This window comes from Falsiroseomonas oleicola, from assembly GCF_019029495.1.
In the GTDB taxonomy this organism is placed as follows: Bacteria; Pseudomonadota; Alphaproteobacteria; order Acetobacterales; family Acetobacteraceae; genus Falsiroseomonas; species Falsiroseomonas oleicola.
This window is the reverse complement of the sequence record NZ_JAERQM010000005.1, coordinates 123,788-139,361: the sequence shown is the minus strand read 5'-3', so window position 1 is coordinate 139,361 and position 15,574 is coordinate 123,788. Positions and strand designations below refer to the sequence as shown.

Here is a 15,574-nt window from a genome sequence, read left to right as displayed (position 1 = left end):
GCCTGGCCGCCTTGGCGTGCAGCTTGAACAGACCGACCGCGCCATCGGCACCGTGCTGGCGCGCGGCGCCTTCACCTGCACGCAGCCGGACCCGGCTGGACCTGGCTGCGAGGGGCAGGTCACCCTGATCCTGAATGGCCAGCCGGCGCAGCTGGTGGCGCGGGTTGAATTCTCGGAAGGCTACGCCTTCCTGACGCTGCGGGAGGCAGCGCCGGCGCCGATCTACCGCATCGAGAGGAACGGCGTGGCACGGGTGCCCATGCCCACCGCGTCACGCCATATGGCAAGCCAACTGATCACGCTGCAACTGTTGCCGGCCGGGACCGAGCGCACCGCCATCATCCCGCCGCTATGGCGGCAAAGCGGCCTGCCGCGCCTCCACCTGCGGGCCACGGTGCTGCATCTGGAGGAATAGGGCCGGGTCAGCCAGCCGCGATCGCCGCCGCCCGCTGGGCCATGCCGCCATTGTCGTGGCCAACCCCCGGCACCGTCTCCAGCCGCCACCGAAAGGGCACGCCCAGCCGCGCGGCGGCGCCGCGCGCCTCGGCATAGAAGCGCAGGCCGCGCGCCAGGCGGTGGCCCCTGGGCGATGGCGCCGGGCTGGCGTGGGATGGAGCGGTGGTTGGGGTCCACGTCATCGGCGCCGAGCAGCACCGTAACGGGCCGCGCGAAGGCCGCCGCCAGCCTTGCATCAGGCACATCAAGGCCGCCAAGCCCGAAAGGGAAGGCCACGTTGCGCACCGGCATGGTGTAGGAGCCCGCATTGGCGGTGATGATCGCCTCGGCCCGGCTGGTCTCCGCCAGCATCAGGTAGCGATGGACGAATTGCGCGCCGGCCGAATGGCCGAACAGCGCGAAGCTGTCCCGCGTGCTGCCGGTATGGGCGCGCACCGCATCCCAGACCCGGTCGATGACGCCAAAGGTCCAGGCCTCCGGCGGGTTCGGCGCAAGGTCCTGCGTGACCACATTGCCCCAGTTGTAGGAGGCGACGGTCGGGAACTTGGCGCGCGAGAATTCCGGCGCGACCAGCAGCAGGTTGGCGGCCTCCGCCTGCGGCACCCATTGCGCGAGGTAGCGGTCGGCATCGCGCTGCAGGCCATGCAGCACGATGATCGCCCGCCCCTCCCGCCGCCAATCGGCGGGGCGATGCAGGAAGACCCGCATCGGGCCGGGCTCGCCGGCCGCCTCCGCCATCTCGAACATTTCCGGCGGCTGGGCGCGCGCGGCGCCCGGCAGGACGGCCAGCGCGCCCAGCGCCAGCAGGTCGCGGCGCAGCATCAGACCGGGCGCGGCGCCGGCGCCGGCGGCTTGGCCGCCTTCAGGGCGCGGCGGATATCGCCCTCCAGCTTCTCCAGCTCCTCCGCCGCGCGCAGGCGCTGGCCGCGGGCCTCGTCGGCGATGCGCAGACTGTCCTCGATGGTGGAGACCAGCGCGGCATTCGCCTTCTGCACGGCGGCGAGGTCGAAGACGCCGCGTTCCAGCTCGGTCCGCGCCTCCAGATTGCCCCGCCGCAACGTCTCGGCATTGGCGGTCAGAAGCTGGTTGGTCAGGTCGGTGGCGGATTTCACCGCCTGGCCGGCTTCCCGCATCCGGTGGATGGCCAGCGCCTGGGCCAGCTGCTGGCGCCAGAGCGGCACAGTATTGGCCAGCACCGAGTGAATCTTGCTGGCCAGCGCCTTGTCGTTTTCCTGGATCAGCCGGATCGAGGGCAGCGCCTGCATCGCCACCTGGCGCGTCAGGCGCAGGTCGTGCACGCGGCGGTCCAACTCATCCCGCGCGCCGCGCAGGTCGCGCAGCTTCTGGGGTGCCAGGTCGTCGGTGGAATTGGCGACGGCCGCTTCCATGGCGGGGATCGCCTCGGCATCGGTCTTGCGCAGCACCTCCTCGCCGGCCTGCACATGGGTGCCCAACGCGTGGAACCATTCGAGCGTTGCCTGGTACAGCCGCTCCAGCCGCTCCACGTCTTCCAGCAGGCGGGTACGATGGGTGTCGAGCTTGTCGCCGATGCCCTCGATCTGGCCCTTCACCGTCTCATAGCGGCCGATGATCTCGGTCACCTCGGCGCCCGCCTTGGTAAAGATGCGGGCGAGAAATCCGGGGCGTTCGTCCAGCTTCGTCACGTCGAAGCCGCGCAGGGTCTGCAACAGGCTGGCCAGCGTGCGGCCCGCCTCCCCCGTCTCCTGGTTGCGCGCGCCTTCCAGCATGGCATCCGCCGCGGCCTGGGCCTGGGTCTGGGTCTGCTGGCCAAAGCGCAGGATGGAGCCGGGGTCGGAAATGTCGATCTGCTGCGCCAATTCGCCGATCAGCGCATCCGGCACCGCCGCGCCGGCCGGCGCGGCTTCGGAAAGGTCGCGCTCGGCGGCGGCCTGGGCGGTGGCCATGGGGCTGGGTGCGGCAGGTTCCAGGATCACTTCCGGCTTCGGCGTGCCATAGGGCTTCGGGCTGTTCGGCTTGGTCGTGCTCATGCGTAACCCTCCTGGCGCAGCCTTTCGGCCAGCACCTTCACCTGGATATCCAGCGCCACGCTTTCCTCAGCGCGCAGCTTCGTGCGCAGTTCGTCGGCGGCGGTCTGCATATCCGTCAGCAGTTGCGGCAGGCTGGCCGGCGGCTCGGCGCCGGCGGCCAGGCGCTGGGCGATGCGGTCCAGCCCATCCAGATGCACGGCCAGGAAGCGGCGGGCCAAAGGCAGCCGGTCCGGCCGCGCCTCCAGGTCATCCAGCACCGCATCCATCGCCTGGGCGATGCCGGCCATGCGCGGCTCTGCCGTGACCCGGGCGAGGCGGATGCGCGCCTCCTCCAGCGGGCCGGGCGGCGGCGGGGGCACGGCGGGTGCGGGTGGGTCCACCTCCACCTGCGCACCGTCATACAGCAGCCGGGTGCCGAGCCAGGCGCCAGCGGCCAGGATCAGGGGGATGGGCATGGCCATGTTCGCGCCGAGCAGCGCGACCAGGCCGGTCGCCACCGCCACCAGCACCGCCGCGCGCCGCGTATCGCCGCGCCGGCCGCGCCGCAGGATGCGCACCGCCAGGATCGGCAGCAGGATGCCGAGGCCGGCGGCGACCAGGCCGCGCGTGTTCCCACGCACCACCTCCACCACCACGTCGAACAGCAGCGGCCAGGTGAACAGCGGCAGCAGCAGCCCGCGGGTGCCGTTGCGGAAATGGCTGAAGGCCCCCTCCGCCTTGGCGCGTGCGCCGCGCCAGGGGTCGTTCTGCCAGATGGGCGGCTGGCCGGGGCGCTGATCCGACATCAGCGGAACAGCGCGACGGCGCTGGCCAGCCAGAGGCTGAGCGTCAGCAGCCAGAAGCCGGCGATGCGTCGCGCGGGGGCCGGCAGGGTGGGCAGCAGGATCTTCGGGGGTCGGGCCATGGCGGCACAGAGATCGCCGCGCGGGGGCGCCGGATCAAGAGAGGAAAGCAGCCCAAGGGCCTTCCGATGGTGCCGATAGGGGAATGTGATTGTTGGCCCGCCGCTTCATCCGCATACAATGCGCAGGCCGCCGCTGGTCCGGAGGCTGCAGGCCTCCCCCGCAATAACCTGGAAGAATCCGATGCCGCCCAAGGATCACCCTGCCCCTCGTCCCCTCAATGCCGAGGACCTGTCAGGCGTGAGCGGCGGCATGACCCTGTTCCACGACCAGACGGGCGTGGCGGCCGAGACGATGCCGCCCCCGATCGATACCGGCAATGCCCCGCCGGCCGGCGAGGACGCGCCGCTGAGCGACGAGGATGCACCGCAGGTCACCAACACCACCGCCACCCCGACCGGCACGGACTACAACGCCGTCTGGCGCCCCGGCGATGGCAACCTGGATTTCGCCGCCGGGAAAATCTACCCAGGCGTGGGCCATTTCAACAGCCTGACGCTTGACCTGACCGGTCTGCCCGCGGGGAGCGTGCTTGAGGCCCTGAAGGAGGCCTCGGCCAAGATGGGCCTGCCTGGCCCGCCCCACCCTGCCTCCCCTTTCTCGCTGGAGCCCAACCAGATTCAGACGCCGTACAGGCAAGGCAGCCTCGTCCTGTTTGGCGAGACGATCACCTTCAGCGGCATCACCCGAATCCAGATTACCGGCATGGATTGGAGCGATCGCTGAAAGCCTAGACCCTCAGCGCCTGTCGGCGCGGGGGTCCAGCGCGTCCCGCAGGCCATCGCCCATCAGGTTGAAGGCCAGCACCACCACGAAGATCGCGGCCCCCGGCGCGATGGCCAGCCAGGGCGCCGTCTCCAGGAAGCGCTGGGCGCTGTTCAGCATGGAGCCCCAGCTCGGCGAGGGCGGCTGCTGGCCGAGGCCGAGGAAGCTGAGGGAGGCCTCGGCAATGATGGCCTCCGCGATCGAGAGGGTGGACTGCACCAGCAAGGGCGGGATGATGTTGGGCAGGACATGGACGAAGGCGGTGCGCCAGGGCGGATTGCCGAGCGAGCGCGCCGCCTCCACCCAATCCGTGCTTTTCGCATCCAGCGCCATGCCGCGCGCCAGCCGCACGAAGACCGGGCTGGCGGTGATGGCGATGGCCAGCATCGCATTCTCCAGCGCCGGGCCGAGGAAGGCCGCCAGCGCGATGGCCAGGATCAGGAAGGGGATCGACAGCATGGCATCTGCGATGCGGGAAATCAGCGCATCCACCCAGCCCCCCGCCAGCCCCGCCAGAAGCCCCAGCGGCACGCCGATCAGCACCGCGCCGATGACGGACACCACGCCCGCCATCAGCGAGGCCCGGGCGCCCCAGATGACGCGGGACAGCACATCGCGGCCATTCTCATCCGTGCCGAACCAGTACAGCTCCGAAGGCGGGCGGCGGATGCGGGACCAGCTGGTCTCGATCGGGTCGTAGGGCGCGATCCAGGGGGCGAGGATCGCCACCAGCACGAAGGTCAGCACCACCAGGAAGCCGGCCAGCGCCAGGCGATGGCGGATGAAGCGGCGCAGCGCGCGGCGCGACGGGCTTTCGCCGCGCGCGACTGCGACAGGGGCTGCGGTCGCACTCATGCCTGACGCAGCCTCGGATTGATCGCCATATACAAAATATCCGCCAGCAGGCTGAGCGCCACGAAGATCAGCGCGGTGGCCAGCACCACGCCCTGCACCACCGGATAGTCCCGGTTGAACACCGCATCGACCACCAGCTTGCCGAAGCCGGGGATGGTGAAGATCTGCTCGGTCAGCACCGCCCCGGCCAGCAGCCGGCCGAATTCGATGGTGCCCAGCGTGACCACCGGGATCAGCGCATTGCGCAGCGCGTGCTTCCACACCACCACCCGCTCCGTCAGCCCCTTGGCACGGGCGGTGCGGACATAGTCCTGGCTCAGCGCCGTCAGCATCGCAGCCCGGGTGTGGCGCATCAGCACGGAGGCGACGCCTGTGCCGAGCACAAAGGCCGGCATGATCGTCGTCGCCAGCGACTGCACCGGATCCTCCCACAGCGGCACGTAGCCGGAGGGCGGCAACCACCCGAGCTGCACACTGAAGAAAAGAATCATCATGATGCCGAGCCAGAAGTTCGGCGTCGAAATGCCGAACAGCGCGATGCCATTCGCCGCCCAATCCCAGGCCGTGTCCTTCTTCACCGCGGACAGGATGCCGAGCGGCACGCCGATCAGCACCGCGATGATGAAGGCCATGCTGGCAAGCTGCGCCGTGACCGGCAGCTTCTCCAGGATCAGGTCGGAAACCGGCATGCGGATGCGCCAGGAAAAGCCGAAATCACCCTGGAGGACATTGCCGATCCAGTAGAGGTATTGCGACCAGATCGGCTGGTCCAGCCGCAGCTCCGCGCGGATCTGCGCCAGCACCTGCGGGTCGCCGCGCTCCTCCCCGGCCAGGATCATGGCCGGGTCGCCGGGCATGAGCTGTTGCAGCCCGAAGATCAGGAAGGAGAGGATCACCAGCGTCGGCACGACCTGGCCGAGGCGTTTCAGAAGCCAGTTCCACATTGTTCCGCCTCCCAGGTCTGCGCGTGGCCCCCCTCACCCGCTTCGGCTAGGCGCTTCGCGCCAAGCCTGCGCAGCCCTCTCCCCCCGACGGGGGGAGAGGGTTGGGTGAGGGGGGGCTTGGGGCGTTTGTCGGTTCAGTTCAGCCGCATGCCCTGCAGCCGCACCATCCCATCGGCGATCGGGCGGTAGCCGGTCAGCCGGGCCGAATGGATCATCACGTTCTTGCGGTGCCACAGGTAGATCCGCATGCGGTCCTGGCCGAGCGCGGTTTCCATCACCTGGCGGTACAGGTCCTGGCGCTTCGCCACATCCTGCTCCGTCCGCGCCGACTCCAGCAGCGCATCCACCGCCGGGTTGGCATAGCGCCCGTCATTCTGGCCGCCGCGGCTGTGGATGAAGGCGTAGATATTGCCGTCCGGATCGGTGCGGCCGGACCAGCCGAGCAGGAAGGTCTCGAACTCGCCCCGCACCGCACCCGCGAGTGCGGAGGCGAATTCGGAGGCGCGTAGCGTCACCTCGAAGCCGGCCTCCCGCGCCATGGCCTGGATCACCTCGCCGGCCTGGCGGAGGTCCGGGTTGTTCGGGACCGTCAGCTCGACGGGCACCGGGGCGGTGTGGCCGGCATCGCGCAGCAGGGCGCGGGCGCGGGCCACGTCGCGGTTCTCGGGCTGGAAGCTGCGGACGTGGAAGCTGCTGGCGGGCGGCACCGGCTGGCGCGTTGGCGTGTACATGCCCTCATAGACCACCTGATTGATGGCCGCGCGATCCAGCGAGAGCTCAAAAGCGTGGCGCACGCGGGCATCGCGGCCCATCGGCGTGTTGGCGCGCGGGCCGTTGCCGATGTTGATGGTGATGCCCTGGTAGCCCAGTTCATCCACCGGCACGCCGCGCAGATTGCGGTTGCGCTGGATGGAGCGCAGGTCGTCCGGCTCCATCCGCTCCCCGAACTCGACCGCGCCGGATTGCAGGTTCGCCAGGCGGACGGTGTTGTCCGGGATCGGCAGGTAGGTCACGCGGTTGAAGTGGATATTGGCGGCGTCCCAGTATTCCGGGAAACGCTCCAGCACGATGCGCTCCTGCGCCACCCGCTCGACAAAGCGCATGGGGCCGGCGCAGACGGGGCGGTTGCCGAAGTTGCGGCCGGCGGCCTCGGCGGCCTTGGGGCTCAGGATCATGCCGGCACGGTCGGTCAGCGTCGCCATGAAGGCGGCGTTGGGCGCGCCGAGCTTGATGCGGACGGTCAGCGGATCGACCACCTCGATCGCAGTGACATTGCCCATCTCGGACCGGCGGAAGCTGCCCTGGATGGTCAGGTGGCGGTTCAGCGAATAGCGCACCGCCTCCGCATCCATCATCTCCCCATCATGGAAGCGCACGCCTTCGCGCAGCCGGATGGTCAGGGTGGTGGCATCGTCCCAGGTGAAGCCGGTGGCGAGCTGGGGGATGGGCTCCAGCGCCGCGTTGATGTCGAACAGCTTGTCGCAGAAGCCCATATAGACGATGCGACCGACATAGGTGCGCGACAGGGACGGGTCGAGGATGTCCGGGTCCTCGCGCAGCGCGATGCGGAGGTTCTGGGCCTCGGCGGCCGGCGCGGCGCCGAAGGCCGCGAGGGCCACCAGCCCCATGGCGAGGGTTTTGCGGATCATGCCAGTTCTCCCTGTCTTTGCGTCTGGTCGGTGAAATAGGCCTGCAGGCGGCGCAGTCTTTCGCCGCCGGTATCGACATCCTGCCCCACGAGCGCGGGCGGCAGGTTTTGCTGGAAATGGCAGGCGGCGACATGGCCGGCGCCCTCCATCGGCGGCACCTGTTCCGCGCAGAGCGCCTGCGCATAGGGGCAGCGCGTCCGAAAACGGCAGCCGGAGGGTGGGTTGATCGGGCTGGGGATGTCGCCTTCCAGCAGCGGGGCATTGGCATGCCCCTGCCCGGGGACCGCCGCCAGCAATGCGCGGGTATAGGGGTGGCGCGGGGCGCCGAAGACCTGGGCGGTCGGCCCCTCCTCGACGATGCGGCCGAGATACATCACCGCCACGCGGTCCGCGATGTGGCGCACCACGCCGAGGTCGTGGCTGATCAGCACGAAGGTCAGGCCGAGCTCCCGGATCAGGTCCTGAAGCAGGTTCACCACCTGCGCCTGCACCGAGACATCCAGCGCCGAAACCGGCTCGTCCCCGATGATGAGCTTCGGCTGGCTGGCCAGCGCGCGGGCGATGGCGATGCGCTGCCGCTGGCCGCCCGAGAATTCATGCGGCCAGCGGCGCGCGAGTTCCGGCCGCAGCCCGACACGGGACAGCAGCTCCGCCACCCGCTGCGTCTCCTGCGCGCGCGGCACGATTCCATGCAGCCGCAGCGGTTCCGCCACGGCCTGCTCCACCGTCATGCGCGGGTCGAGACTCGCAAAGGGGTCCTGGAAGATGAGCTGCATGTCCCGCCGCCGCGCCCGCAAGGCGCGGGCGGAGAGCCCACGCAGGTCCTCCCCCTCGAACAGGATCTGCCCTTGATCCGCCTCGATCAGCCGCAGCGCCAGGCGGCCAAGCGTCGACTTGCCGCAGCCGCTTTCGCCGACGATGGCGAGCACGCTGCCCTTCGGCACGATCAGCGAAACGCCATCCACCGCACGCACCGCGCCGCGCCGGCGGCCCAGTGCATCGCGCACCGGAAAACCCTTCGCGACATCGCGCAACTCCAGCAGCGGCGCGCTCATGCCGCCTGCTCCAGCAGCGTATCGAGCGGCGCGCGCCAGCAGGCCGCCTGATGGCCCGGCGTAACCTCCGCCAGCGGCGGCTGTTCCGCGCATCTGGCGATGGCGAAGGGGCAGCGGGGCGCGAAGCGGCAGCCGGGCGGCGGGTTCATCAGGTCGGGCACGGTGCCCTCGATGCTGGCCAGCCGCGCGGCGCCGCCTTCCAGCCGCGGCACGGCGCCGAGCAGGCCGATGGTGTAAGGGTGCTGCGGATTGGCGAAGAGGTCGGCAGCCCTGGCACGCTCCGCGACGCGGCCGGCATACATCACCACCACATCATCCGCATGGTCGCGCACAACGCCGAGGTCATGGGTGATGAGGACCACCGCCGTGCCCGTCTCCCGCTTCATCTCGTCGATCAGCGCCAGGATCTGCGCCTGCACCGTCACGTCCAGCGCCGTGGTCGGCTCGTCCGCGATCAGCAGGCGCGGGCGGCATGCCAGGGCCATGGCGATCATCACCCGCTGGCGCATGCCGCCCGAAAGCTGGTGCGGGTAGCTGCGGGCGCGGCGCTCGGGTTCCGGGATGCGGACGCGGGCGAACATCTCGATGGCCTTGGCGAAGGCAGCGTCAGGCGACAGACCCTGGTGCAGGCGCAGCGCCTCCGCCACCTGTTCGCCGGCGGTGAAGGCGGGGTTCAGGCTGGTCATGGGTTCCTGGAACACCATAGCCATCTCGCCGCCCCGGCGCGCCCGGCGCTGGTCCGGCGTCAGCGCCAGCAGTTCCTCGCCACCCAGGCGGATGCCGCCGCCAACCTCGCCGCCCTGCGGCAGCAGCCCCATGATGGCGAGCGCCGTCACCGACTTGCCGCAGCCGCTCTCCCCGACCACGGCGAGCGTCTTGCCGGCCTCGACGCTGAAGGAAACGCCATCCACCGGCCGCAGTCGGCCGCGATCGGTGGGGAATTCGACGGTGACGCGGGCAAGGTCGAGGACCGGCGTGCTCATTCGGCCTGGGCTTTCGCAATCGCCGCCTGGATCACGTCGCGGTCGAAGACGCCGGGATGGTCCCGCCCCGGCAGGAAACGGCGGAAATGCCGCAGATAGCCGCGCCAGACGACGTATAGCCGGCGCAGCTCCGCCAGCGGGTCCGGGTGGTCATCCACCCGCAGGTCGAGATCCGGATAGGAATCGGCCGAGGCCACCTGCATCGCCGCGGATTGCCGGCCGCGCCTGTCGCCCCCCGCCGCCTCGCCGGCCTCCATCGCCAGCAGCAGGCGCTCGGCGATCGGCAGTCCGGCGCTGGCCAGGGCCGCGTCCAGCGTGGCGCGCAGCACCTCCGGCCCCGCCAGCATATTGCCGGCTGTCGACACATCCGGCGCCGCAAGATGGCCGCACCAGGCGACGCATTCCGTGCCGGTATGCTGCGCGCTGCTGCCATCTGCGGCCAGCAGATGCACCTGCCGCATCGCCTGCCCGGCATCGGCTGCGACCAGCTCGGCCAACGCCTCTCGCGGTCCCTGCCCCGCCCGCAGCCGCGCCAGGGCATCCGGCACCAGGAAGGGATTGACCAGGGCCTGGGTGCTGGCGGCGCCGACGCCACCCTCGACACGCGGGCACAGGGCGCCGGCCGCCAGGAAGCGGCTGGCCACCGCGACGCCGAATTCCCCGGTCGTTGGATCGCGCAGAAGGATCGACCACGTCATGCCTTGCTACATGACAGGCTGGTCCGGCGGCGCAAGCCTGACTTTTGGACGGATTGTCCAGAACCTGGCCTGCTTTGCCCGAAGCCTGACCAGCCTGCCGCCCAGCGCGGCAGATCAGCGGCTCAGGCCGCGCGCCGGGACGATCCATGGGCGACCAGCGCCGCGACCTCCGCCTCCGTCAGCCGCTGCGGCCGGAAGCGCAGGCGCAGGCCGCCATCCTCCAGGCCCACGACCTCCGCGGCGCGGCGGCCGATGCCGGGAAGCTCCAGCTCCACCACCGCCCCATGCGCCAGGGCGGCGGGCCAGGCCGGCCCCTTGGCCAGCCGCGCGCCGCCCATCGAGACATCCTCGACCCGCACCGCCAGCACCGCGCCGCCATGGCGCAGCGTGGCGCCGAGCTGCACGGCATGGCGCGGCGATCCGCGGCGCTCCAGCTCCGGCGCCGCGCCGCGCACGGTGGCCACCATCGCCTGACGCAGGCCGGTCAGGCCGGTGGTCACCTCCCCCGCCATCTCGCCCAGCGCCGCCGCGCGCACGGCCACGGCCTCCCCGGCCTCGGTCACGGCGGCCAGCCGCCCGGTCATCTGCCGCGCGGCATCGGCGGTGCCGACCACGGTGCGGGCGATATCGCCCGTCGCCTCGTTCTGCTGCGCCATGGCCTCGGCGATGGAGGTGGATATCTGGTCCAGCTCGCCGATCGTGCCGAGGGTGGCGCGCACCGCCAGCACCGCGGCCTCCGTCGCCGCGCCGACCTCGGCGATGTGGCGGGCGATTTCCTGCGTGCTGCTGGCGGTCTGGCTGGCCAGCGACTTCACCTCGCCTGCCACCACGGCAAAGCCCTTGCCGGCCTCGCCGGCGCGCGCCGCCTCGATGGTGGCGTTCAGGGCCAGCAGGTTGGTCTGGCCGGCGATATCGCCGATCAGCCGGGCGACGGCGCCGATCCGGCCCACCGCCTCCTGCAGCCCGGTGATGGCGCGGCTGCCGGCCTCGGTTTCCGCCACCGCGCGGCCGGTGGCGGCGGCCGCGGCGGCGACCTGGTCGGTGATGCTGCGGATATTGGCGGTCATCTGCTCGGTCGCGGCGGCGCCGGATTCGGCATTCTCCAGCACGTGATGCGCGGCCTCCGCCACCTGCGCGCCGGCGGCGCCCGAGGATGCGGCCTGCGCGCCCATCGCGGCGGCCGCCTCGCGCATGCGGCCGAGGCCCGCGGCCATCGCCTCGCTGGCCGTGCCGGCCTTCTGCTCCACCGCCTCGGCCATGGCGCGCAGCGCGGCGATGCGGGCCTGCTGCCCGGCGGCGCGCGCGGTTTCCTGCTCGGCGCGCAGCCGCACCGTCTCCGCGCTGCGTTCGCGCAGCACCTCCAGCGCCTCCCCCATCGCGCCGAATTCGTCGCGCCGCGGGCTGACGGCGCGGTCCCCGTCCAGCCGCCCCTCCGCCACCTCGGCCATCGCCCGGGTCAGGGCGCGCAGCGGGCGCGCAACGCGGCGGCGCACCAGCCACAGCGCGCCGAGCGCCACCAGCAGCGCCGCGCCCGCGAGCCCCGCCATTTCCTGGCCCAGCCGCAGCGCGCGGGCGCCACTGGCCTGCAGCCGCGCATCGGTGCGCGCCAGGATGCGGTCCGACAGGCCGCCGATCGCCTCGCTCAGCGGGTCGATGTCGCGGTACAGGGCGTTGCGCACCAGATCGTCCAGCGCCGCCCGGTCCTGGCGCTGCAGCGCCTGCGACAGGCCCGCCACCGTGGCATCGGCGGCCTGCCGGCGCCGCTGCACCTCGGCCCAGCCCGCCGCATCCGGCGGCGCGCGGTCGAGGCGTGCGAGGCTGGCGGCTATGGTGGCCTCGGCGGTGCGGATGCTGTCCAGCCCCTCCGCCCATTGCATGTTGCCGTTGCGGACCTTGTGGCTGGCATCGACCACCGCCACCGCATAGGCGTCCGACATCGCCTTCAGCTCGATCAGCGGGGCGATGGCGGCCTGGTTCAGATAGTCCAGGTCCGCCTGGTTGCTGCGCAGCGCCGACCAGCCGAGCAGGCAGGCCGCACCGACGCAGAGCGCGAGCGCGAGTTGAATGGCGACGAGAAGGTGGCGGATCGGCATGCCGGCGTGACCCTGGATTGGATCAACGAAGCTACCCCGCAACGATTAAACGGGCCTGAAGCTGCAGCGTCACCTTCAGCCGGTTGCCGAGTTCGCCAGCCAATACGGTCCTGAGGATCAAGCCCCGGACCCGCTACAGGGTGAAGTCCAACGCCGGCGGGATCGCGCCGAACAGGCAGCCGAAGGGAGAACCTTCCCGCGCAATAGGCTGCCCCCCTGTTCCCGCCGTCACGCACCCTGGGATATCGTCCCCGCAACACATGGAGTTACAATCGTGCCGGACACGACCAAGCCCGCCGCGGCGACGCCGATCGATGAGAAGGACCTTTCGCAGGTCTCCGGCGGGTCCCTTCTTCAAGTGACCGTCCCCAACATCGATGTCCTGATCGGCACCAATCCGGCGGACAGGCCGGCGGACTCCTACTTCATCCTCAATCCCGCATCGTTCAGCCTCGGGTCGGTGCCGTTCTCCGTCTTCATCCAGGCCGGTGACGAGGATGATTCCATCGAGCTCACAGCGAACAACGACACGATCTTCGCCAATCTCGGCAATGACTTCGTTGATGGCGGCGACGGCGACGACGTGCTGATCGGCGACGGCGTCAATTCCGGCATCGTCTTCCGCCATGACCAGGTCGGCCATAACGGCGCCCCCGGCCAGGACAAGCTGTATGGCGGCGATGGCGCGGACACGCTCTACGGCGATACGGAGACGCAATCGCACATCGGTGGCGACGACACGCTGATGGGTGGGCACCAGGACCACGCCGCGGACCTCGCCTTCGGCGGCGGCGGCAACGACGACTATCACTGGAGGCCCGGCGACGGCAACGACACCTTCCATGGCGGCGAAGGCCGGGACACGCTGCTGCTGCTGTCCATGTGGCAGTACTCGATCACCAATTTCACCAGCCCCCAGGGCGCGTCCCTGGTGCATCGGGGCGGCGACGAATGGGGCATGGTCGACGGCAACGGAAACCCGATTACGTTCAGCGGCAGCCTGATGGTGGGAACCGAGACCCTGACCTTCACGGATATCGAGACCATCATCATCATGCGTTGATAGAGCGACACCCGTACCGACTGACTCGGTCAGTACGGATGTCTTGCTCTCGATTCAAATGCTTCCGAAGCACGAGACCCGTCCGTTCCGACGGGTCGTGCGCCAATCGCAGCCGCCTTGCCGGTCAGAGCCTGACCTTCAGCAGGTTGCCGATCTCGCCCACCACGCCGCGCCGGAAGGCCAGCACGCAGGCGACGAAGATGACGCCCTGGATCACCGTGACCCAGGCGCCGAACTCCGCCAGGTAGTTCTGCATGGTGACGATGACGGCGGCGCCGACCACCGGGCCGAAGACGGTGCCGAGGCCGCCCACCAGGGTCATCAGCACCACCTCCCCGGACATGGTCCAGTTCACATCGGTCAGGGTGGCGATGCCGAAGACCAGCGCCTTGGTGCCGCCGGCCACGCCCGAAAGGGTGCCGGACAGCACGAAGGCCATCAGCTTGTAGTCATCCGTGCGGTAGCCGAGGGAGGTGGCGCGCGGCTCATTCTCCCGCACCGCCTTCATCACCTGGCCGAAGGGGGAATGGACGATGCGGTGGATCAGCAGGAAGCCGGCCAGGAACACCACCGCCACCACCCAGTACAGGGTGAAATCGGCACCGAGCGGAATCACGCCGAACAGCGCCCCGCGCGGGACCTGCTGGATGCCATCCTCACCCCCGGTGAAGGGCGCCTGAAGGCAGAAGAAATAGACCATCTGCGCCGCGGCCAGGGTGATCATGGCGAAGTAGATGCCGGAGCGGCGGATCGCCAGCCAGCCGATACCCACCCCCAGCACGCAGCCCACCACGCCGCCGGCAAGGATGGCGAGTTCCGGCGTCAGCCCCCAGACCTTGGCCGCGTGGGCGGTCACATAGCCGCCCATGCCGAAGAAGGCCGCATGGCCGAAGGACAGCAGCCCGACATAGCCGATCAGCAGGTTGAAAGCGCAGGCGAACAGCGCGAAGCAGAGGATCTTCATCAGGAAGACGGGATAGAGGAAGAAGGGGCTGACCAGCACGAAGGCCAGCAGCAGCCCGAAGGCCAGCGCCTGGGCGCGGGTGAAGCCGAGGAAGCCGGCTTCCTCATGCGCGCTCAGCGGCGCGGCAACGGCGATGGTGGTATCGGCCATGGGTCAGCCCCTCCCGAACAGGCCGGCGGGCCGCGTCAGCAGCACGATCGCCATGATGACGAAGACCACGGTGGCGGAGGCCTCCGGGTAGATGACCCGCGTCATGCCCTCGATCAGCCCCAGCGCGAAGCCGGTGACGACGGAGCCCATGATGGAGCCCATGCCGCCGATCACCACCACGGCGAAGACGGTGATGATGAAATTGGCGCCCATGGCAGGGTTCACCGAATAGATCGGTGCCGCCAGCACGCCGGCGAAGGCGGCCAGGGCCACGCCCGCGCCGTAGGTCAGCGTCATCATCCGCGGCACATTGATGCCGAAGGCCTGCACCAGTTCCGGCCGTTCGGTCGCCGCACGCAGATAGGCGCCGATCTTGGTCTTCTCGATCACCAGCCAGGTCAGCAGGCACATGGCGGCGGAGGCGATCACCACCCAGACGCGGTAGCCCGGCAGGAACAGGAAATCGAAATCGAGATCGAGCGCCCCGAATTCCGGCGGCGGCGCGTAAGGCAGGCCGGAGGAGCCGAAGCCGTTGCGGAACACACCCTCGATAATCAGCGCCAGCCCGAAGGTCAGCAACAGGCCGTAGAGGTGGTCCAGCTTGTAGAGCCGCGCGATCATCGTGCGCTCCACCGCCATGCCGAAGACACCCACCAGCAGCGGCGCCAGCACCAGCGCCCCCCAATAGGGAATGCCCGCCCAGGCCAGCAGCATCCAGGCGACGAAGGCGCCCATCATGAACTGCGCGCCATGGGCGAAGTTGATGACGTTCAGCATGCCGAAGATGATGGCAAGCCCGAGCGACAGCAGCGCGTAGAAGGCGCCGTTCACCAGCCCGAGGATCACCTGCGGGGCCGCCATCTCAAGTTCGAAGAGCAGGTTCTCGATCACCGGGCGCGGGCCTTCGTGAAGTTCCAGGCGGGGTCGGGAAGGATCGGGCGGCGCCAGCCCCCCTCACCCAACCCTCTCCCCCCGAGTGGGGGGAGAG

At 70.1% G+C, this 15,574-nt stretch carries 14 protein-coding genes; 2 read left to right on the top strand and 12 right to left on the bottom strand.

Annotation, left to right across the window (positions count from 1 at the left end; genetic code table 11):
* Positions 1-222: 222 nt before the first annotated feature.
* From JJQ90_RS17275 to JJQ90_RS17265, 3 genes are read right to left on the bottom strand one after another with little or no spacing between them, the layout of a single operon-like run.
* Positions 223-1,278: a hypothetical protein gene (locus JJQ90_RS17275; RefSeq protein WP_216877482.1), complete on the bottom strand. Its 1,056-nt coding sequence runs from the start codon at positions 1,276-1,278 to the stop codon at positions 223-225.
* Positions 1,278-2,465 (bottom strand): toxic anion resistance protein, encoded by a 1,188-nt coding sequence (locus tag JJQ90_RS17270; protein WP_230410765.1) that lies wholly within the window; start codon positions 2,463-2,465, stop codon positions 1,278-1,280. The genes JJQ90_RS17275 and JJQ90_RS17270 overlap by 1 nt, the downstream gene beginning before the upstream one ends.
* A complete protein-coding gene (locus JJQ90_RS17265; RefSeq protein ID WP_216877481.1) occupies positions 2,462-3,250 on the bottom strand; it encodes a 5-bromo-4-chloroindolyl phosphate hydrolysis family protein in 789 nt (262 codons plus the stop codon). Before JJQ90_RS17265 ends, JJQ90_RS17270 begins: the two co-directional genes overlap by 4 nt.
* Before the next feature lie 300 nt (positions 3,251-3,550).
* Here JJQ90_RS17265 and JJQ90_RS17260 point away from each other — a divergent pair, with 300 nt between their 5' ends.
* Entirely contained in the window at positions 3,551-4,093 is a 543-nt protein-coding gene (locus tag JJQ90_RS17260; RefSeq protein ID WP_216877480.1) for a hypothetical protein, read from the top strand.
* Between the two features lie 12 nt (positions 4,094-4,105).
* Here the strand turns inward: JJQ90_RS17260 and JJQ90_RS17255 are convergent, their stop codons facing one another.
* The 7 genes from JJQ90_RS17255 to JJQ90_RS17225 all read right to left on the bottom strand — a co-directional run bounded on the left by JJQ90_RS17255 (position 4,106) and on the right by JJQ90_RS17225 (position 12,409).
* Positions 4,106-4,987: an ABC transporter permease gene (locus JJQ90_RS17255; RefSeq protein WP_216877479.1), complete on the bottom strand. Its 882-nt coding sequence runs from the start codon at positions 4,985-4,987 to the stop codon at positions 4,106-4,108.
* Positions 4,984-5,931 carry an ABC transporter permease gene (locus JJQ90_RS17250; RefSeq protein WP_216877477.1) on the bottom strand — a complete coding sequence of 316 codons (948 nt, stop codon included), beginning with the start codon at positions 5,929-5,931 and terminating at the stop codon, positions 4,984-4,986. The genes JJQ90_RS17255 and JJQ90_RS17250 overlap by 4 nt, the downstream gene beginning before the upstream one ends.
* 134 nt (positions 5,932-6,065) lie before the next feature.
* A complete protein-coding gene (locus JJQ90_RS17245; protein ID WP_216877476.1) occupies positions 6,066-7,580 on the bottom strand; it encodes an ABC transporter substrate-binding protein in 1,515 nt (504 codons plus the stop codon).
* Complete coding sequence (locus tag JJQ90_RS17240) at positions 7,577-8,635, bottom strand: ABC transporter ATP-binding protein (protein ID WP_216877475.1); 1,059 nt, start codon at positions 8,633-8,635, stop codon at positions 7,577-7,579. The genes JJQ90_RS17245 and JJQ90_RS17240 overlap by 4 nt, the downstream gene beginning before the upstream one ends.
* The gene (locus JJQ90_RS17235) at positions 8,632-9,618 is read right to left on the bottom strand and encodes an ABC transporter ATP-binding protein (protein ID WP_216877474.1); all 987 of its coding nucleotides are present in this window, start codon (positions 9,616-9,618) and stop codon (positions 8,632-8,634) included. Before JJQ90_RS17235 ends, JJQ90_RS17240 begins: the two co-directional genes overlap by 4 nt.
* Positions 9,615-10,316 (bottom strand): DUF1028 domain-containing protein, encoded by a 702-nt coding sequence (locus JJQ90_RS17230; RefSeq protein WP_216877473.1) that lies wholly within the window; start codon positions 10,314-10,316, stop codon positions 9,615-9,617. Before JJQ90_RS17230 ends, JJQ90_RS17235 begins: the two co-directional genes overlap by 4 nt.
* A gap of 122 nt (positions 10,317-10,438) precedes the next feature.
* Entirely contained in the window at positions 10,439-12,409 is a 1,971-nt protein-coding gene (locus JJQ90_RS17225) for a methyl-accepting chemotaxis protein (RefSeq protein WP_216877472.1), read from the bottom strand.
* 274 nt (positions 12,410-12,683) lie between these two features.
* On the opposite strand from JJQ90_RS17225, the gene JJQ90_RS17220 reads away from it, so the two are divergent.
* The gene (locus tag JJQ90_RS17220) at positions 12,684-13,472 is read left to right on the top strand and encodes a hypothetical protein (protein ID WP_216877471.1); all 789 of its coding nucleotides are present in this window, start codon (positions 12,684-12,686) and stop codon (positions 13,470-13,472) included.
* Between the two features lie 124 nt (positions 13,473-13,596).
* Here JJQ90_RS17220 and JJQ90_RS17215 read toward each other — a convergent pair whose 3' ends face one another.
* Positions 13,597-14,586, bottom strand: a complete 990-nt coding sequence (locus tag JJQ90_RS17215) for a branched-chain amino acid ABC transporter permease (RefSeq protein ID WP_216877470.1) — start codon at positions 14,584-14,586, stop codon at positions 13,597-13,599.
* 3 nt (positions 14,587-14,589) lie between these two features.
* Positions 14,590-15,477, bottom strand: coding sequence for a branched-chain amino acid ABC transporter permease (locus JJQ90_RS17210; protein ID WP_457851888.1), 888 nt, complete (start codon positions 15,475-15,477; stop codon positions 14,590-14,592).
* Positions 15,478-15,574 lie beyond the last annotated feature (97 nt).